An 18,163-nucleotide genomic window follows, 5' to 3' on the forward strand; every position below is an offset into this window, starting at 1 on the left:
CTCGTTCAGGGGGTGCGTTTAAACTGACGGAAGAAGTTCCAGATCTGTTCGGTAGCGTTGAATCCTTTCAGTTTATCCGACTCGGGCAAATCCGAGGTGAAGTATTCGGCCGGCCACTGGTGGCCCCAGTCCTTGAGGCGGAAATATTCAATGCGGGAGCCGTCGGCGCAATCGGAGATAATCGATTTTTCGAGCGAACCGGATAAACCGGTGCTCGTCACAACATCGTCAGTACAGCGGTTGGCCTCCTGCCAGAACCTTTGCGCCTCGGTAAAGGAGCTGTACGAACGGCCGCCACCCTTGCGTGGGCTGGCGCCGCCGGCAATCGGTATATGTTTGTCCCCGGTTCCGTGAAAGGCGATAACCGGCAACGGGGACGACGGAGGCGGCAGTAGCCATTCCGGATTGTCCGGTTTTTCACGGCTGCCGATCACTCCGGAAACCACGGCAATAGCTGCCAGCCCGCTACCACGCTCGGCGGCATAGCGATAAGTCAGCATGCCGCCATTCGACATCCCGGCCATGTAGATGCGACTATTATCTATAGCAACAAGCGCTTTTGTCTTATTGATCACCGCATCGACAAAAGCAATATCGTCGATGTCATCTCGCGCCGCCTTGCCGCAGCAGTGGCCGGCATTCCAGTGTTGAAGGTAACCGAAAATACCGATCCCTTCCGGGTAGGCGACAAAGAAATTTTCCTTGTCGGCGAGTTGGCTGAAGCCGGTCTCTGTTTCGGTCTGTGCGGCCGTGCTGAAGGCGCCGTGCAGCACCACAACAAGCGGCAGCGGCGCCTCGGCTGCGGCCCCCGGCGGAATGTGAAGCAGGAAATCACGTTTTGCCAGGTTGAATCGGATGTCGGTCGCCACCCGGTACGTCGCTGCATCGGGAGCGTCGCCGTCCGGCAACGGCCTGGCGCAGGCGCCAAGGCACAGGATAAACAGCAGAAGTGCGAGCTTTTTCAGGATCATCGTGCCCATATTATAACAACGATTTCGATTGTTTTTAATAATGTTCATTTTTAAATAATTTACCAGGATGAAAACCGGGAGGAAACTTGTAGTGCCGCCGGGTCTCCGGTGTAGGGCACAATACTGACAATCCACTCCCTGAAATGACTTGTTTTTCGAAAAGTTTCATGTTATTCATGTCCGCCCAACTCAGGTTGGAAAAAGATGTCGGGGAGTAGCGCAGGCTGGTAGCGCATCTGGTTTGGGACCAGAGGGTCGCAGGTTCGAATCCTGTCTCCCCGACCATTTTTTTATGCGCCAGTAGCTCAGCTGGATAGAGCAACGGCCTTCTAAGCCGTGGGCCGGGGGTTCGAGTCCTCCCTGGCGTGCCATTCGCCCCGGGAGAGATTCCCGTTGACAATTTAAAGAGTAGTTGGATAATATCTGTTTCTTTTGCGGTGGGTGTAGCTCAGTCGGTAGAGCACCAGGTTGTGGCCCTGGTTGTCGCGGGTTCAATCCCCGTCACTCACCCCATTATCTATCCAAGCCCGCCTTTTCCGTTGTATTTTTCGGGGCACTTTGCCACCGGGAAGTTGGCAGAGGGTAGGGCTTTTTTGTTTTTGAAAACGCAGGTTATATTTGATATAAATTTGCGGGCATGGTGGAATTGGCAGACACGCCAGATTTAGGATCTGGTGCCGCAAGGCGTGGGGGTTCAAGTCCCTCTGCCCGCACCATAAATTCTCAGCCGCAAGGGCTGAACAAAAAAGAGGCGAATTAAAGATGGATGTTCAGATCGAAGAAGTCAGCAGTATCCGCAGGAAGCTCTCCTTTTCTATTCCGGCCGACCAGGTTGATGCCGAGATCGGCAAAGCCTATAAGAAGATAGCCAAAACGGCCAAGGTCAAAGGTTTTCGCAAAGGCAAGGTTCCCCAGAATCTGCTTGAGCAATACTACGGTTCCGAAATGCGCGAGCAGGTTGTTGGCCGCCTGGTCAACGACTCTTATTTCAAGGCTCTGACCGAACATGAAATTCCGGCGGTTTCGAATCCGCAGATTGTTGATAGCGGCACTATCGAAAAAGGCCAGGCTTACACCTATGCTGCCGAGGTTGAAGTCAGACCGGAGGTCGAGGTCAGGGATTACAGCGGTCTGAAGTTGCAGAAGGAAAAATTCGTTGCCGAAGAAGGGATCGTCGACAAACGTCTCGAAGAGATGCAAGCCGCGCGTTCCGAGCTCGCCGTCAGTAAACGCAAGACGGCCAAGGATGGCGATTTTACAACGATCGATTTCGAAGGGTTTGTTGACGGCGTTGCTTTCGCCGGCGGCAAGGCAGAGAATCATCAGCTCGAGCTCGGATCCGGTACGTTTATTCCGGGCTTTGAAGAGCAGATAGTTGGAATGAAGGTCGACCAGGAGAAGGATGTCGAAGTCACCTTCCCGGAGGAGTACGGCAACGAGGATCTGGCCGGAAAGCCGGCCGTTTTCAAGGTCGTACTCAAGGAGATCAAGGAGAAGAAGCTGCCGAAACTCGATGCCGATTTTGCCAAGGAGCACGGTGCCGAGTCGATGGCCGATCTCAAAAAACAGCTCGAAGAAGCCTACGTTGCCTCCGAACAGAGCCGGATCGACAATGATCTGCGCGAGCGGATGATGAATGAACTGATCGAAAAGAACCCGTGTGAAGTTCCGGCAGGGATGGTTGACAGCCAGCTCGAGTATATGCTCGGCAATATCCGGGCGCGCATGCAGCAGCAGGGCATGACGATGGAGATGCTCGGCATGAACGAGGAATCTTTCGCCGCGATGTATCGCGAGACAGCCGTCAAACAGGTTCAGGGCAGCCTGATTCTCGAGGGTATCGCCCGGCAGGAGGAGATCGAAGTCGGTGACGCCGATTTTGATGAAAAGCTCGAAAAGATTGCCGAAATGTCGCAGGCACCGCTGGAAACCGTTAAGAAATACTACATGGGCGACGAGGCCAAGTCCGGTCTGATGGCCCAGGTCAAGGAAGAGAAAGCGATCGAAGTCATCATGGCGAAGGCGAAGATCAAGGAAGTTCCGAAAGAAAAACTCGAAGAGCAGGATAAAAAAGAGAAGGAGTGAGGCGATGTCTCTAATCCCGATGGTGGTTGAACAGACGGGTCGGGGCGAACGCGCCTACGATATTTACTCCCGTCTGCTGAAGGACCGGATTATATTTCTCGGCGGCCCGATTGATGATCATATCGCCAATCTGGTGATTGCCCAGTTGCTGTTTCTGGAAGCCGAAGATCCGGATAAGGATATTCACCTTTATGTCAACTCGCCAGGTGGTGTTGTTACGGCCGGAATGGCGATCTATGATACGATGCAGTATCTCAAGTCGCCGGTTTCGACGATCTGTATTGGTCAGGCGGCGAGTATGGGGGCGATGCTGTTGGCGGCCGGTGAAAAGGGGAAGCGTTTTGCCCTGCCGAATTCGAGAATCATGATTCATCAGCCGCTCGGCGGTTTCCAGGGGCAGGCAACAGACATCAATATCCACGCCCAGGAAATCCTCCGAATGCGTGAGACGCTGAACGAGCTTCTGGCCAGGCATACCGGCCAGGAACTCGATAAAATTGCCGCTGATACCGAGCGGGACTTCTTCATGGGTAGCGACGCAGCGAAAAAGTATGGTATTGTGGATGATATCGTGCAACGCAAAACATGAAGAGGAGATAGATTAAGTGACTCAGAATGACGAAACATCCGGATCCTTGACCTGCTCGTTCTGCGGTAAATCGCAGGAAGAAGTAAAAAAGCTCATCGCCGGCCCTTCGGTTTATATCTGCGATGAATGTATCGAGCTCTGCAAGGATATTATTGCCGATGAGGCGCGTCTGGAAAGTACGGCCGGATCAGGCGACGGCAAGCTTCCGAAGCCGTCCGAAATCAAGGACGTGCTCGATGATTTCGTTATCGGACAGGAACGCGCCAAGAAGGTTCTCTCCGTTGCTGTCTACAATCATTACAAACGGATTGACAATGCCGGAAAGACCGGTGAGGTCGAAGTCCAGAAAAGCAATATTCTTCTGCTCGGGCCAACCGGCAGCGGGAAAACCCTGCTCGCCCAGACCCTGGCGCGGATTCTCAACGTGCCGTTCGCTATTGCTGATGCCACCAACCTGACCGAAGCCGGTTACGTTGGCGAGGATGTTGAAAATATAATCCTCAGTCTTCTGCAGGCCTCAGATTACGATCTTGATCGCGCGCAGCGCGGCATCATCTATATTGACGAGGTTGACAAGATTGCCCGCAAGGTCGATTCTCCCTCGATTACCCGCGATGTCTCCGGCGAGGGTGTGCAGCAGGCCCTGCTCAAGATTATTGAAGGGACGACCGCTTCGGTCCCGCCGAAGGGTGGGCGCAAGCATCCGCAGCAGGAGTTTCTCAAGGTCGATACGACCAATATTCTTTTTATCTGCGGTGGTGCGTTTGCCGGACTCGAGTCGATTGTTGCGCAGCGGGTCGGCGCCAAAAGTATGGGCTTCGGGGCAGATGTCCAGAAACTGCGCGAGGACAATGTTGGCGAACTTCTCGCCGGTGTCGAACCGGGCGACCTGCTCAAGTACGGACTGATTCCGGAGTTTATCGGCCGGTTGCCGCTGGTCGCAACCCTCGATGAACTCGACGAGGATTCGCTGGTGCAGATTCTGACCGAACCGAAAAACGCCCTGGTCAAGCAGTACAAGAAGCTGTTTGATATGGAGAAGGTTGAGCTGAAGTTTACCGACGGCGCTCTGCTGGCGATTGCCAAGGAAGCGCTGAAGCGTAAAACAGGGGCCCGCGGTTTGCGGTCGATTATCGAGAATTCGATGCTTGATGTGATGTATGATATTCCATCCCAGGACCGGGTCAAGGAAGTCGTTATCAGTGAAGATGTTATCTATAATCAGGCGCAGCCGATTATTGTCTATGATGTTGCCGAATCGGCATAAGCTTCTTCTCCCACAACCGAAAATGTTGCTATGTCTGAGATTAACGACACAAAAAAACTGTCTGCAATGACCACCGGGAAACTCTACCCGCTTCTACCCTTGCGTGATATCGTTATTTTTCCGTTCATGGTCACCCCCCTGTTTGTCGGTCGACCGCGCTCGATCAAGGCGTTGGAAGAGGCGATGGAGAAGGACAAGCTGGTCTTCTTAACGACGCAGATCGACCCGAAGGTTGATGATCCGTCGGTTGCCGATGTCTACGAAATCGGGACGATTGGCCAGGTGGTCCAGATGCTCAAGCTTCCCGATGGAACGATCAAGGTTCTGATCGAGGGGAAGAGCAGGGCACGTCTCGGTTCTTTCGTAGACAAGGAAGAATGTTTTTACGCTGAGGCTGAAGTGGTCAAGGAGCCTGAGCTCGCCAGTCCGGAGAGCGAAGCCTTGATCCGGGGTGTCAATGCGGCCTTTGAAAACTATGTCAATCTGAGCAAAAAGGTGCCGACCGAGGTTCTGCCGACGGTTTCCGGAATCACCGAACCGGGCCGCCTGGCTGACTCCATTATCGCTCATCTCCAGGTCCGTATCGCCGATCGTCAGGAAATTCTTGAATCTTTTGACCAGGTTGAGCGTCTCGAAAAACTGCTTGCCCTGCTTGAGCAGGAGGTTGAGATCCTGCAGATCGAAAAAAAGATCCGCGGACGGGTCAAGAGTCAAATGGAGAAGAGCCAGAAGGAGTACTATCTGAATGAGCAGATGCGGGCGATTCAGAAAGAACTCGGCGACAAGGATGAATTCAAGCAGGAAGTCAAAGAGCTTGAAGAAAAGATAGAAAAGAAAAAAATGTCGAAAGAGGCGACCGAGAAAGCGACCGCCGAAATGCGCAAGCTGAAGATGATGTCGCCAATGTCGGCCGAAGCGACCGTCGTCAGAAATTATATCGACTGGTTGATCTCGATCCCCTGGCGCGAACGTTCACGGGCCAGACTCGACGTTGACAAGGCAGAGAATATCCTCGACGAGGATCATTACGGCCTTGAGAAGGTCAAGGAGCGGATCGTCGAGTATCTTGCGGTTCAGGCTCTGGTTAAAAAGCTCAAGGGTCCGATTCTCTGCCTGGTCGGTCCACCCGGGGTCGGCAAGACATCTCTCGGGCGTTCGGTTGCCCGGGCGCTGAACCGGAAATTCGTCCGGATGTCACTGGGCGGGGTCCGTGATGAAGCTGAAATTCGCGGTCACCGCAGAACCTACATCGGGGCGATGCCGGGCAAGGTCATCCAGGGGATGCGCAAAGCCGGGGTGCGGAATCCGGTTTTTCTGCTCGATGAGGTTGACAAGATGAGCACCGACTTCAGGGGTGACCCTTCTTCGGCGCTGCTGGAAGTCCTTGATCCGGAACAGAACACGACCTTTTCTGATCACTTTCTTGATGTCGATTACGATCTCTCGCAGGTTCTGTTTATAGCAACGGCCAATACGCTTCCCTCCATCCCGCCCCCCTTGCGTGACCGGATGGAGATTATCCGGATCGAAGGATATACCGAAGAGGAAAAACTCAATATCGCGCGACGCTACCTGCTGATCAAGCAGCTCGAAGCGCACGGCCTGAAACAGGAACAGGTCAGCTTTTCCGATGAGGCGCTTTACGAGATTATCAGGCGTTATACTCGCGAAGCCGGTGTCCGTAACCTGGAGCGCGAAATTGCCAGCGTCTGTCGCAAAATTGCCCGGGATCTGGTCCGGACAATCAAGCAGGAACCGGACAAGCGCTATGATGTTGACGCTCCGCAGATCAAGGATTATCTCGGTGTGCCGAGGTTTGAGTACGGAGTCAAGGATGACGAAAGCCGGATCGGCATGGCGACCGGTCTGGCCTGGACCGAGGTCGGTGGCGAGGTTCTCAATATCGAAACAGTGATTCTTCCGGGCAACGGAAAGCTGACGGTAACCGGCAAGCTTGGTGATGTCATGAAAGAGTCCTCGCATGCGGCTTTAAGCTATGTCCGCTCACGCTGGCGCGAGCTCGGACTGGAAAAAGATTTTTATCAGAAGATCGATCTCCACATTCATGTTCCCGAAGGAGCCATTCCGAAAGACGGGCCATCGGCCGGGATCACCATGGCGAGTGCCCTCGCTTCAGCGTTGACCGGTAAGCCGATAGATCGGGATCTGGCAATGACCGGAGAGATCACCCTGCGCGGCCGTGTTTTATCGATTGGTGGACTCAAGGAGAAGCTTCTGGCGGCCAAACGAGCTGGAATTACACGGGTTCTGATCCCGAAAGATAATGAAAAGAATCTCGAGGAAGTACCTGATCAGGTCAAGAACAGCCTGACCATAATCCCGGTCGCTCATGTCGATGAAGTTCTTGAACAGGCTCTTGCAGTAAGTATGCCCTTGCCACCGTTTTCCGGAGATACACAAACGGTTTCCGAAGAGACTGATTCATTACCGCATTGATCCCCTAAAAAAGCGGTCTTGAAGCCAATTATTGCTTGACACTCTTTTCATCGGTTTGATATAAATAGCGCGTTTTCAGCAGGGCTTAACGATAATATAAATTCATGGAGGTATGTTGTGACAAAAGCGGATCTTGTAAATGCGATGGCGGAAAAGGCTGGTCTGAGTAAAGCGGATGCAGAGAAGGCTTTGAAAGGCTTCTGTGATGCAATTACTGACGGACTGAAGGCTGGCGAAAAGATTTCTCTGGTAGGTTTTGGTACTTTCAGTGTCAGCAAGCGCGCTGCACGGACTGGCCAGAATCCTCAAACTGGGCAGAAAATCAATATTCCTGCTGCCAACTCGCCGAAGTTCAAGGCTGGCAAAGCACTCAAGGACGCTGTTAACTAAACAGCAACCTCACGCTTTACTTTTTAGTTGTAAAACAACTTAGAATAGGGAACGGAAGAAACAGTCTTCCGTTTCCTATTTTCTTCTGATTTCATGGGGCTGTAGTAGAGTCGGTTACAACGCCGGCCTGTCACGCCGGAGGTCGCGGGTTCAAGTCCCGTCAGCCCCGCCATTTTATATGGGCGAATAGCTCAGTTGGGAGAGCATCGGCCTTACAAGCCGAGGGTCACAGGTTCGAGCCCTGTTTCGCCCACCATTTCAATCGAATAGAGGGGCTGTAGTAGAGTCGGTTACAACGCCGGCCTGTCACGCCGGAGGTCGCGGGTTCAAGTCCCGTCAGCCCCGCCATTATTCACAGGAGGCGAGTCATTTTTGACTCGCCTCTTTTATTTGTTTCGATTGACTTCTGCAGTATGGTTTGGCTACGATGAAAGATCAATAACCAGTAGATGGAGTAATGTCATGTCCCTTCAATCAAAGTGTTTGACCGTAAGCCTGTTCATGGCTGTTTTTTTATGTCTGATGTCGACAGTTTCTATTGCTGAAGTCAGGGTTGTCGCAAGGGTCGGGAGTGTTCCGATCACCGATTTTGAATTGAATCAGAAGCTCCGGCAGCTGATTCCTCTTGCAAGCAGTTATCACCGAGGTGTTTCCCAGGAGAAAATTGGAGAACTGCAAGTCAAGGCGATGGATTCACTTGTAGAAAGCGCATTGATGGTTCAATACGCCATCGATGAAGATATTCTATTGCCGGAAGATGCAGTTGGGGAAGAATTTAAACGTTTGCGCTCCGGTTACTCGACTGATGAATCCTTTAATAAAGCCCTCGGGGAATTAACGAGAACAGAATTGCGTGATGCGATTCGTCGTAAATTACTTGCAAGCGAGGCAATGAAAGTTGCTGTTGATAACAAGGCCGTTGTCACTGAAAAATCGGTAAAGGAATATTATGACGAGAACAAGCACCGTTTTAAGCGCCCCCGTCAATTCAGGGCCAGTCACATAATGATCAAGGTCGACCCGTCTGCTTCATCTGAAACCAAGAAAGATCGGTTTGAGCATGCAAGAAAACTTGCGCAAAGAGCGCAATCAGGGGAAGATTTTTATAATCTTGCCTATTATAATTCCGATGACAAGACAAAATATGTTGGTGGCGATATGGGTTATTTCCATCAAGGTGGGATACAAAAGGAGCTCGAAGACGTCATATTGAAAATGAAGGTCGGTGAAATTTCCGATCCGATTAAAACTCTTTACGGTTATTCCATCGTTAAACTGGTAGAAAGCAACCCCCCTCAACAACTCTCTTTTGACGAAATGAAAGGAAAGCTGAAAAAGCAACAGAAGAAAAATCTTTATGAAAAGCTTAAGGCGGACTGGTTGGCCAGCTTGAAGGCTAAATACAAAGTTGAAAAAAATATCGAGTGATAATGTCGCGTTGTCTCAATATTTCTGTTTTCTGCCTTTCCCTTTTAGCGTTTTTGATAGCATCCTGCGCACCAGTGGAGATGAAAGTCTCGGACTGGCAGGATGAGTCACTGCCTGAAACGGTTTGGCCGGATCCCCCTGAAACTCCCCGGATCAAGTTGTTGCGAACGATAGCTACCGAGAGGGATCTTTCCGGACAAGAAGAGAACGGTTTCCTTGAGTGGCTTATTGGTGATAGGGGATCTGAGGATTCTCTGGTTTCGCCGTATGGTATTACCGCTGACGGTTCTGGCAAGGTGTGGGTCGCTGATCCAGGTGCCGGCCAGGTCCTGGTTTTCGACTTGGCACGACAAGAGATCAAGCCTCTCGACCCGCCACCGGGACTTTTTTTTCAGTCACCTGTTGGCGTTTCTTATGATCCGAACAATCGGCGACTTTATGTTTCTGACAGCATCACCGGAAGTGTACATATCTACCAGGATTCTGGTGTTTATGTCGGAATCCTGTCACCCGGTAATATGATAAAACGACCTGCCGGGATGGCTGTGGACCAATTGTCCAATTTGTACGTTGTCGATGTGCTGAGAGGGGTTGTCGAAGTTTTTTCGACAACCGGGAAACATGTCAGGTCTATTGGCAGCAAAGCGTCAAAAAACGGATTATTTAATCGTCCTTCTAATGTGTGGGTTGATCAGTCCGGGAATATCTATATTGTCGATTCACTCAGGTTTAGAGTCGAAATTCAATCGCGAAATGGAGAATTGTCAGGTGTACTCGGTGGTGTCGGCAATGCCGCCGGAGACTTTGCACGGCCGCGAGGGGTTGCAGTTGATTCGCAGGGCCATATTTATGTATCTGATGCGGCATTTGACAATGTGCAAATATTCGATATGGCGGGAAGACTACTTCTGTTTTTCGGATCGGCCGGAGAAGGCCCTGGTGATATGTGCTTGCCGGCCGGATTATTTATTGATAGTAACGACCGGATATATGTAACGGAAGGCTGTAATCAACGCTTTCAGGTGTTTCAGTATCGTAGTCATGCGGAGTAAAACCTCAAGTTTATTTCTTGCGGCCTTTAGTTGGTGTGTTTTTTGCTTGTTTTTACTCAGTTAAGCTTGTGAAGATATAAGATAATTAACAGGGATGTCCTGTATAAAATGAAACGGTTTAGTGTGAATAAATCAAGTTTTAAAATATTGATAACAGTTTTATTGATCCTCTGTGCTTTTATCAGCAATGCCCCGGATGTCAGATCGGCCCAAAAGCGTCTCGGGTCTACCCCGAGTCATCCTCACAATTTTTCTGACACGGCGACCAGCGCGATACATGCTCCTGCCGGGACTGAAAGCCGCATATGCGTATTTTGCCATACACCACATAGCTCTTCGGCTGACGGACCACTCTGGAATCGAAATCGCCCTACCGGGCCAAATGGCGATGGAACCTTTCCGCTGTATGGCCAGCTCGGCGATCTCTGGATTGATGATATTTCTGGACTTTCAGAATATAACACCACTGATTATCCGAACGGAGCCTCGAGACTTTGCCTCTCATGTCATGATGGAGTAACGGCTATTGGTGAAGTTATTAATCCGGGTAGCGGTTCGGCTCCCCTGGGAGGGCTTGGAACCATTGAATCGATCAGCGGTCCCGGCGACCCGGCGATTATCGATCTGACGACTTCACATCCGGTTTCGTTTGTTTACAATGAAACTGTGCGTGCATCCATTGAAGGTAACAAGCAGGTTGGCGGTTCCGGCATTCCCGTCGGGTCATATACTCTGCCCTCGGCCGGCATCCTTGACGGTAATCAGCGGATGCAGTGCACGGCTTGTCACGATCCGCATACCGATACGCGAGAGTTGAATTACGATCTACCAATGTGGCGAAAGTGGAGCGGAATTGAAGCAAATGACTATGACAACACTTGTCTGGAGTGTCATGGCTCATTCGATACTGGTAGCCCGGGATTGAACCAGCCGGTAATTAATATCGGTGGTAATCATAACTTGTGATTTGAACAGTGAATTGACTTGAGATATATTTCTATGATTCGCATCTTTTATTTTTTAGCCTTTGCCTCATTGTTTTTCTTGTTGTGGAGCCCTTCCGCTTTTGCCCGGACAAGTCAAGGTCTTCTCCAGGGCGCTCATGGCGATAAGTCTGTCATGCCCAAGTCCTGTCGAGCTTGTCATAAGGGGATGAATATGTCAGTTAATGGTGAGGAGGATTCGTGCCTACAGTGTCATGGTGGCGGGTACGCGCGCTCAAATATGCAGTCCAGAGGATATCTGGCGAAAAATATTGAATTGGCAAATATTGAAACTGAATTGCAGAAGCCTTATCGACATCCTGTTTTGACAGAAAGGGGCATTCACAGGCAAAACGAGATCAAACCTGAACAGGAGATCAATGCCCCGCGTCACTCCGAGTGTGTTGATTGCCATAATCCGCATGCGGCCTCATCCGATAATCCCTACGCAGGTTTCAGTGGCAAAAAAATCGGCAACCTGACTGTTGAGTTAGATCAGGAATATCAGCTCTGCTACCTCTGTCATTCCGACAGTCAGAACCTTCCCGGGAATTCGACCAACAAGCACGCCGAGTTCAAAACGACTAATCGGTCCTACCACCCGGTTGAGGGCGAGGGCGCAACCGAGTTTGTCATCAGCCTGAAGGAACCTTATGCTGCCCGCCAGGAGCGGCCGGGTGATATTTCGATCATCACCTGCAGCAGCTGTCACGGCAGCGACGATAGTCGCGGACCCCGGGGACCACACGGGTCAAATTACGAGGGTCTGCTGAAGTTTAACTACGAGATGAGAGATGGTATGAGCGAAAGTGCTTTTGCCTATGCGCTCTGTTACGAGTGTCACGAGCGTGACAGCATTCTCGGGAATGAGAGCTTCCCTTATCACTCACTTCATATCGAAGGGAAGGGTGGGCAGGACGGAACATCATGTTTCACCTGTCATGATGCGCACGGCAGTGTGCAATATGCATCGCTGATTCGCTTCAACGAAGATGTCGTCGAGCCTCTCCCTTCAGGTAAACTGAAGTTCGATACGGTTGCCGGAAATTCGCGGAGTGGTTCCTGTACTTTGGTCTGTCATGGAGTTACTCATGATGATCAGAAATACTGATTTTCGCCGTTTGTTTTAAGTCTATTCAGGCCAGACATCCGTCTGGCCTTTTTGTTGTTTTGCGTCGATTTTTCCGGTCATTTATGGTAGTTGTTTAAGGATATGCCAAGTTATGTCTGCAAGATAGGAACGGCCGATGGTCGTGTTGTTGAAAAGAGCTTCGAAGCCGCCAGTCGGCAGCTTCTGGAAGCGAATCTGAAAGAGCAGGGCTTTCATGTTTTCAGGATTCGTCGAAAGACTTTTCAGCTGTTCACCGATATGGGAAAAGGTGCCGGACGTCTCAGCAGTCGCCGGTTCCTGGCATTCAACCAGGAATTCCTGGTTCTGCTTAAATCGGGACTGCCAATCCTGCAGGTTCTTGACACTATCGCTGAACGTCTTGAATCAGGTTCCTTTCTCGATGTTCTGACTGAAATAAGGGATGAAGTCAAGGGGGGAGCTGCGATCTCCGAAGCTTTCGGGAAATTTCCTCGGCATTTTCCACATCTCTATATTGCCACAATCAGGGCCGGGGAGCGGACCGGAGACCTTCCTGTTACCCTGGAGCGTTATATTGCCTATCAGAAGCGGGCTGAGAAGCTTAAAAGCAAGGTCCAGAGTGCTTCATTTTATCCGATATTGCTTTCAATCGCCGTTGCTGTCGTTCTACTCTTTCTGATGCTTTATGTTGTACCGAGTTTTACTCAAATCTATGCTGATGCTGATGTTGAGTTGCCTATTGCCACCCGAGTGATTATATTTCTTGCAGAGTGGCTGGTCGATACGATGCCGTTTATTTTGCCCGGATTTTTTTTGTTGCTGTTCGTAATCAAAAGCTTCATCGCTACGGAACGGGGGCGGATAGTGCTTGACCGGGCCAAGCTGATCGTCCCTTTTTTTAGTCGATTGCTGGTCGATTACGCTCTTTCGAGTTTCTGCCGAACACTGAGTACCACGATGATGAGCGGGATTCCAATTGTTCAGGCCATGCAGATGTCGCGCGGCACCCTGAATAACCGTATACTGGAAGATAAGCTGCACCAGGCGACTCTTCGGGTGGAAGAAGGGACCGCCATTTCGACATCCCTTGAACAGGCCGGGTTTTTTCCCGGGATTGCTCTACGGATGATCGGTGTTGGTGAAAGCAGTGGCTCACTTGCCGAAATGTTGAGTGATGTTGCAGACTATTATGAAGATGAGGTCGAGCGTCGGCTCGACCGTTTGACGACAATGATCGAACCGTTGATGATGCTCTGCATGGGGCTTCTGATAGGTGGAATTGTCGTCGCGATGTATATTCCGATATTCCAGTTGGCCGGCACGGTGCGTTGATGGGAGAAGCTGCGTTGAATTTCAAGCGGAAAAAAATTGGTGAAATTCTCATTTCAATGGGAGCCATCACCCCGGCCGAAGTCCAGTTGATCCTGGAACAGATGGATCAATCAGGCAACCGGTTCGGTGAAACAGGGGTTGCCGAAGGCATGTTTGACGATGATGTTCTCGCCCAGGCCCTGGCTGAACAGTTCCGACTTCCCTACGTTGACCTCGATGCATTTCTTCCCGAGGCCGGCCTTGCCGATGAAATTCCGTCCGGCCTGCCGATGAAATTCCGTTTTTTGCCGCTCAGCCGTACCGAAGATGGGCTTATCGTCGCGGTCGCTGATCCTACGGACGTTGTCTCTCTTGATGAACTCGAACTCCAGCTCGATACGGTGCTGCAGGTTCAGGTTGCACCCTGGAGCAAGATACGGAAGATACTGGAAAAAGGGGATGTCGGCTCGAAGCATGTTCTCAGAGACGTATCTGAAGATTTTAAGCTGCAGTTGGTCAAGGAGACAGATAAGGGTGAAGAGGTTCTGTCGATTGAGAAGCTGACAGCAGATACCAGCCCGATCATCCGTCTCATCGATTCAACTCTTTATGATGCATTGAACAAGCGGGCCAGTGATATTCATATCGAGAGCAGTGCCGAGGGTGTGGTTATCAAGTACAGTGTTGACGGCGTTCTTTTCCGCGCCACTGACCCGCTTGATGAGCGGTTCCAGGGACCGATCATTTCCCGGATCAAGGTTATGAGCGAGCTTGATATTTCGGAGCGCCGTATCCCCCAGGACGGCCGCTTCAAGGTCCGGTTGGCAGGTAAATCGATTGACTTCCGGGTGTCGATCATGCCGAGTATTTTCGGGGAAGATGCCGTTATTCGTATCCTTGACAAGGAGTCGATTGCCAGCGATTTGCAGGGCTTGACCCTTGAGGCGCTGGGGATTCCTGCTTCCGAGCTTGTCCGCTTTCGGCGCATGGTCAGGGAACCGTACGGAATGGTTCTGGTGACCGGTCCGACCGGCAGTGGTAAAACGACAACCCTGTATGCGGCTCTTTCAGAAATTAATTCCGAAGATGAAAAGCTGATTACGATTGAAGACCCGGTCGAGTACCAGGTCAAAGGCGTCGTGCAGATTCCGGTCAACGAGAAAAAAGGGCTGACTTTTGCCCGTGGTTTGCGGTCAATCCTGCGGCACGATCCGGACAAGATCATGGTCGGTGAGATTCGTGACCCTGAAACAGCCCAGATTGCCGTCCAGTCGGCTCTGACCGGTCACCTTGTGTTCACTACTGTACATGCTAACAACGTATTCGACGTTCTTGGACGTTTTCTCCATATGGGAATCGACGCATATAATTTTGTCTCGTGCCTCAATTGCGTTGCTGCGCAACGTCTGGTTCGCAAGATCTGTCCTCACTGCAAGCAACCGGTTAAATATAGCAAGCAGACACTTGTCGAGGCCGGCTTGCCCTATGAAAAGTTCCGCCGCGTCAAGTTTTATGAAGGGGCTGGATGTGATGAATGCCATGGTACCGGATATCATGGGCGAAGTGCCATCATGGAACTGCTGGATATGAATGACGAGCTTCGCGAGTTGATAGTTTCAAAGGCACCTGTTTCGAAACTCAAACAGGCGGCCCGCAAAGCCGGAACCATTTTTCTCCGCCAGTCGGCGGTCGAAAAAGTCATCGAAGGAATAACAACACTGCCGGAAATTAACCGGGTCACTTTTGTCGAACAGGATGAGTCGTGATTTATCGCAACTATCTCGGTCTTGATCTGCAGCCACTGGCGATGCGCGCTGTTTCTTTACGGCGCAAGGGGAAGTCGACGACTTTGAATGGTGGGCGGATGCTCGGACTCGAAGAGGGTGTTCTGGCCCCCTCATTCCGCAATCCGAATATCATGAAGATCGAGACTTTCATTGAAAGTCTTCATGAGGTTGTTGGTCCCCTGGCCGGCGCTGAAAACCGGATCTCTCTGGCAATACCGGAACAATCCGGCCTGCAATTGCTGGCCGACATCGAGTCACCTCTAAAATCGAAATCAGATGGAATTGATATATTGAAATGGCAGCTTCGTGACAAGCTGCCAGAAGATGTCGAACTGCAACTTGACTATCAGATATTATACAGAGAGGAAACCGGTCGGCAAAAACTGTTGGTCGTCTGCATGGCAAAGGCGGTCCTCGAGCAGTATGAGGAGGTTCTGGATGAGGCAGGGTACGGTGCCGAATTGATCGGATTCAGATCAATGGGCCTTTTTAATTATTATCGTCCCCGCCTCGACACCGGTGAAAACTTTGCTCTGATCCAGGTTGAAGATGGTAGCCTGGTGTTCCAGTATTTCCAAAACTCCCGGCTGTCCTTTCATCGTTCACGGCTGGTCAATCATGACATCGAGGATGTTTATCGTGAAATCAGCCGATCACTGGCCGGTGAACAGGGCCGGTTTGCCGGAATTAACCGGGCGTCGATCTTTGTTCATACAAACTGGGACGAAAAAGAGAGCCTGACCGAAGCCCTGGGCAGTCTTTTCAGCAAGGAACCCGAACTTCTTAAGCCGGTGATGGAGCGGCTGACCAGTGAATCGTTGACCCTCACTGAGAAACAGCGTCTTTCCCTGGTGACAGCAGTCGGTTCAGCCGAATTGTTAATGTAGGTAGAATAGATGAAGTATTCACTAAACCTGGCCAGTCGGTCATATATCAATAAACGGGCCCTTTACGCCGGCTATCTGGTCTGCGGCATCGTGCTGCTTGCAGGGCTGATGTCGAATTTCGGATACTATGTGAAATTACAAAATCAGAAGCGTCTGACCGAGGTCCGTCTGGCCGAATTGGAAGAAAAGATATTGGCAAGCCAGGGCTCTGAGATCGCTGCGACCTACAGCGCTGAAGGTTATAAAGATATACTGAAGGAAATCAACGCTGCCAATCGCATCCTTGAACGTGATGCTTTCCGCTGGACGGCACTGCTCGATCAGCTTGAAAAGGTAGTTCCCTGGGATGTCAGCATCGAAAATATTAATCCCGATCATAAAAAGGGGGTTGTCAAGATTACCGGCTTGGCGAAAGATCTGTCAGACATGAAGCGGTTCCTCGATAATCTGATTGATTCCGGTGATTATGTAGATGTCCTCCTGCTGAGTCAGTCATCAGTTGATGTCATAGGATCTGGTCAGTTTCTCCGGTTTTCAATTGAACTCAGGGGGGCTTTCTGATGGCAAAAGAGACTATCTTGCAGGCAATATGGCGGATTAATCGGAAACTCCCGGTTATTCTGATGGTTCTGATCGTCGGAAATCTGTTGTTCTTCCTTTTTCTGACGCAATACCTCGAACCAGAAATTTCTCTACTGGAAAGGCGTTTTATCAGCAAGCAATCGGAAGTTCGCGAGGCTGAACAGGGAGGGCGTTCGGCCGAGTCTCCGTTGGTCATTTACGCCCGGGGAATAAAAGATTTGCAAGCGTTTCGTAAAGCAATTCCCTCGAAAAGCGACTTAACCGGATTGGTCGGAGAGGTCTTCAACCTGGCCGAGAGTTCCGGCCTGGTTATTGACCGGATTAGTTATGATCCGAATCAAATGGAAGAGCTGGCGTTATTGCAATACGGGCTCAACTTCGTTGTTTCAGGAAACTACAATCAGATCAAAAAATTTACGCACAAGATTGAACAGTCAAAACGGATTCTCTCGATCGATCAAATGAAACTTAATCAAGGCACAAAAGAAAAGGACATTCGGCTGAGTCTCGAGTTAACCACGTATTTCAAGGCAGACGAGGCATGAATAGGCAAAAGCAGATATTGGTTGCTCTGCTGGTTGTCCTGGCGTTGCTCGGAGTTCGCGCCTATCTGGCCACGCCACGGCAGCAGAAGGTCGTGACAGACGATCCCGGTCGTAACAGAGATGCTGGGCAACTTGAACGATTGACCAGGTCTGGCTCGGTTGATGATCAGCAGGTCAAGCTCGATCTCCTTGAGCCTGCCAAGGAAAAATACCAGGGCTACAAGAGGGATGTTTTTAACTTTTACGTGCCGAAACCGAAGCCGAAACCTGTGGAAAAAGTTGTGACTGCACCGCCGAAAAAAGTTATACTGCCGCCTCCACGCGAGGTTGTGACTCCCCAGGTCCGACAGCAACTGGCCAAGTTTACTTTCCTCGGTTTCCTGGTAAAGGATCAAGAAAGAACCGTATTTCTTGCCAAGAGGGATGACCTTTTTCTGGTCAAGCGCGACGACACCTTTGGTGAAAATAATCAGTTCAAGGTGGTTTCGGTTACCGAAGAGATGATGAAGATCAGGCAAAACGATACGGATGGTCTGATTGAGATTGTCCTCGTCGAAAAAGAGCCATTGATTCCTTCTTTTTCGTCTGGCGGAGTCACAAGTCGTCCGAGCGGCGGCTTTGTAACGAGGCCTTCGGCTCTGCCGAATGCGCAACCAAGTGCGGTGCCGCTGCAGGAACAACGCAAGCCCTGGTTCAAGCAGGCGCAACAACCGCCAGAAGAGTGATTTCCGGTGCACGT

At 50.8% G+C, this 18,163-nt stretch carries 16 protein-coding genes and 7 tRNA genes; 22 read left to right on the forward strand and 1 reads right to left on the reverse strand.

Annotated features, from left to right (window positions below):
* Nucleotides 1-5: 5 nt before the first annotated feature.
* Complete coding sequence (locus tag C0623_03650; protein PLY02567.1) at nt 6-1,019, reverse strand: hypothetical protein; 1,014 nt, start codon at nt 1,017-1,019, stop codon at nt 6-8.
* 160 nt (nt 1,020-1,179) lie between these two features.
* Between C0623_03650 and C0623_03655 the strand changes: the two genes are divergently transcribed.
* The 22 genes from C0623_03655 to C0623_03760 all read left to right on the forward strand — a co-directional run bounded on the left by C0623_03655 (nt 1,180) and on the right by C0623_03760 (nt 18,149).
* A tRNA-Pro gene (locus tag C0623_03655) sits at nt 1,180-1,256 on the forward strand.
* A gap of 9 nt (nt 1,257-1,265) precedes the next feature.
* Nucleotides 1,266-1,342 (forward strand) — tRNA-Arg (locus C0623_03660).
* Between the two features lie 66 nt (nt 1,343-1,408).
* Nucleotides 1,409-1,484 (forward strand) — tRNA-His (locus C0623_03665).
* A 118-nt stretch (nt 1,485-1,602) separates the two neighbouring features.
* Nucleotides 1,603-1,687, forward strand: a tRNA-Leu gene (locus C0623_03670).
* A 46-nt stretch (nt 1,688-1,733) separates the two neighbouring features.
* Nucleotides 1,734-3,056, forward strand: coding sequence for a trigger factor (tig, locus tag C0623_03675; protein ID PLY02568.1), 1,323 nt, complete (start codon nt 1,734-1,736; stop codon nt 3,054-3,056).
* Nucleotides 3,057-3,060: 4 nt separating this feature from the next.
* Nucleotides 3,061-3,645 carry an ATP-dependent Clp endopeptidase, proteolytic subunit ClpP gene (gene clpP / locus C0623_03680; GenBank protein PLY02569.1) on the forward strand — a complete coding sequence of 195 codons (585 nt, stop codon included), beginning with the start codon at nt 3,061-3,063 and terminating at the stop codon, nt 3,643-3,645.
* 16 nt (nt 3,646-3,661) lie between these two features.
* Entirely contained in the window at nt 3,662-4,912 is a 1,251-nt protein-coding gene (locus tag C0623_03685) for an ATP-dependent Clp protease ATP-binding subunit ClpX (protein PLY02570.1), read from the forward strand.
* Between the two features lie 30 nt (nt 4,913-4,942).
* A complete protein-coding gene (locus C0623_03690; protein ID PLY02571.1) occupies nt 4,943-7,369 on the forward strand; it encodes an endopeptidase La in 2,427 nt (808 codons plus the stop codon).
* Between the two features lie 117 nt (nt 7,370-7,486).
* Complete coding sequence (locus tag C0623_03695; GenBank protein PLY02572.1) at nt 7,487-7,759, forward strand: DNA-binding protein HU; 273 nt, start codon at nt 7,487-7,489, stop codon at nt 7,757-7,759.
* A gap of 95 nt (nt 7,760-7,854) precedes the next feature.
* A tRNA-Asp gene (locus C0623_03700) sits at nt 7,855-7,931 on the forward strand.
* An 8-nt stretch (nt 7,932-7,939) separates the two neighbouring features.
* Nucleotides 7,940-8,015, forward strand: a tRNA-Val gene (locus C0623_03705).
* 15 nt (nt 8,016-8,030) lie between these two features.
* Nucleotides 8,031-8,107 (forward strand) — tRNA-Asp (locus C0623_03710).
* A 114-nt stretch (nt 8,108-8,221) separates the two neighbouring features.
* Entirely contained in the window at nt 8,222-9,187 is a 966-nt protein-coding gene (locus C0623_03715; GenBank protein ID PLY02573.1) for a hypothetical protein, read from the forward strand.
* Nucleotides 9,188-9,189: 2 nt separating this feature from the next.
* Nucleotides 9,190-10,239 carry a 6-bladed beta-propeller gene (locus tag C0623_03720; GenBank protein PLY02574.1) on the forward strand — a complete coding sequence of 350 codons (1,050 nt, stop codon included), beginning with the start codon at nt 9,190-9,192 and terminating at the stop codon, nt 10,237-10,239.
* 277 nt (nt 10,240-10,516) lie between these two features.
* Nucleotides 10,517-10,759 carry a hypothetical protein gene (locus C0623_03725; protein ID PLY02575.1) on the forward strand — a complete coding sequence of 81 codons (243 nt, stop codon included), beginning with the start codon at nt 10,517-10,519 and terminating at the stop codon, nt 10,757-10,759.
* Nucleotides 10,760-11,238: 479 nt separating this feature from the next.
* Nucleotides 11,239-12,333, forward strand: a complete 1,095-nt coding sequence (locus C0623_03730) for a cytochrome C (GenBank protein ID PLY02576.1) — start codon at nt 11,239-11,241, stop codon at nt 12,331-12,333.
* Between the two features lie 102 nt (nt 12,334-12,435).
* Nucleotides 12,436-13,644 (forward strand): type II secretion system F family protein, encoded by a 1,209-nt coding sequence (locus C0623_03735; protein ID PLY02577.1) that lies wholly within the window; start codon nt 12,436-12,438, stop codon nt 13,642-13,644.
* Nucleotides 13,644-15,389 (forward strand): pilus assembly protein PilB, encoded by a 1,746-nt coding sequence (locus C0623_03740; protein ID PLY02578.1) that lies wholly within the window; start codon nt 13,644-13,646, stop codon nt 15,387-15,389. The genes C0623_03735 and C0623_03740 overlap by 1 nt, the downstream gene beginning before the upstream one ends.
* Nucleotides 15,386-16,297, forward strand: coding sequence for a hypothetical protein (locus tag C0623_03745; GenBank protein ID PLY02579.1), 912 nt, complete (start codon nt 15,386-15,388; stop codon nt 16,295-16,297). Before C0623_03740 ends, C0623_03745 begins: the two co-directional genes overlap by 4 nt.
* Before the next feature lie 9 nt (nt 16,298-16,306).
* Nucleotides 16,307-16,858 (forward strand): hypothetical protein, encoded by a 552-nt coding sequence (locus tag C0623_03750; GenBank protein ID PLY02580.1) that lies wholly within the window; start codon nt 16,307-16,309, stop codon nt 16,856-16,858.
* Nucleotides 16,858-17,424 (forward strand): hypothetical protein, encoded by a 567-nt coding sequence (locus C0623_03755; protein PLY02581.1) that lies wholly within the window; start codon nt 16,858-16,860, stop codon nt 17,422-17,424. The genes C0623_03750 and C0623_03755 overlap by 1 nt, the downstream gene beginning before the upstream one ends.
* Entirely contained in the window at nt 17,421-18,149 is a 729-nt protein-coding gene (locus C0623_03760; GenBank protein ID PLY02582.1) for a hypothetical protein, read from the forward strand. Before C0623_03755 ends, C0623_03760 begins: the two co-directional genes overlap by 4 nt.
* Nucleotides 18,150-18,163 lie beyond the last annotated feature (14 nt).

The sequence above is a fragment of the Desulfuromonas sp. genome (assembly GCA_002869615.1).
Taxonomy (GTDB): Bacteria; Desulfobacterota; Desulfuromonadia; order Desulfuromonadales; family UBA2294; genus BM707.

What these genes read in the sequence shown, in the direction of transcription:
- C0623_03750 (PLY02580.1), top strand. Translation starts at nt 16,307, where the DNA reads ATGAAGTATTCACTAAACCTGGCCAGTCGGTCATATATCAATAAACGG.
- C0623_03740 (PLY02578.1), top strand. Translation starts at nt 13,644, where the DNA reads ATGGGAGAAGCTGCGTTGAATTTCAAGCGGAAAAAAATTGGTGAAATT.
- C0623_03720 (PLY02574.1), top strand. Translation starts at nt 9,190, where the DNA reads ATGTCGCGTTGTCTCAATATTTCTGTTTTCTGCCTTTCCCTTTTAGCG.
- C0623_03730 (PLY02576.1), top strand. Translation starts at nt 11,239, where the DNA reads ATGATTCGCATCTTTTATTTTTTAGCCTTTGCCTCATTGTTTTTCTTG.
- C0623_03650 (PLY02567.1), bottom strand. Translation starts at nt 1,019, where the DNA reads ATGAACATTATTAAAAACAATCGAAATCGTTGTTATAATATGGGCACG.
- tig (PLY02568.1), top strand. Translation starts at nt 1,734, where the DNA reads ATGGATGTTCAGATCGAAGAAGTCAGCAGTATCCGCAGGAAGCTCTCC.
- C0623_03690 (PLY02571.1), top strand. Translation starts at nt 4,943, where the DNA reads ATGTCTGAGATTAACGACACAAAAAAACTGTCTGCAATGACCACCGGG.
- clpP (PLY02569.1), top strand. Translation starts at nt 3,061, where the DNA reads ATGTCTCTAATCCCGATGGTGGTTGAACAGACGGGTCGGGGCGAACGC.
- C0623_03735 (PLY02577.1), top strand. Translation starts at nt 12,436, where the DNA reads ATGCCAAGTTATGTCTGCAAGATAGGAACGGCCGATGGTCGTGTTGTT.
- C0623_03715 (PLY02573.1), top strand. Translation starts at nt 8,222, where the DNA reads ATGTCCCTTCAATCAAAGTGTTTGACCGTAAGCCTGTTCATGGCTGTT.
- C0623_03760 (PLY02582.1), top strand. Translation starts at nt 17,421, where the DNA reads ATGAATAGGCAAAAGCAGATATTGGTTGCTCTGCTGGTTGTCCTGGCG.
- C0623_03725 (PLY02575.1), top strand. Translation starts at nt 10,517, where the DNA reads ATGCTCCTGCCGGGACTGAAAGCCGCATATGCGTATTTTGCCATACAC.
- C0623_03755 (PLY02581.1), top strand. Translation starts at nt 16,858, where the DNA reads ATGGCAAAAGAGACTATCTTGCAGGCAATATGGCGGATTAATCGGAAA.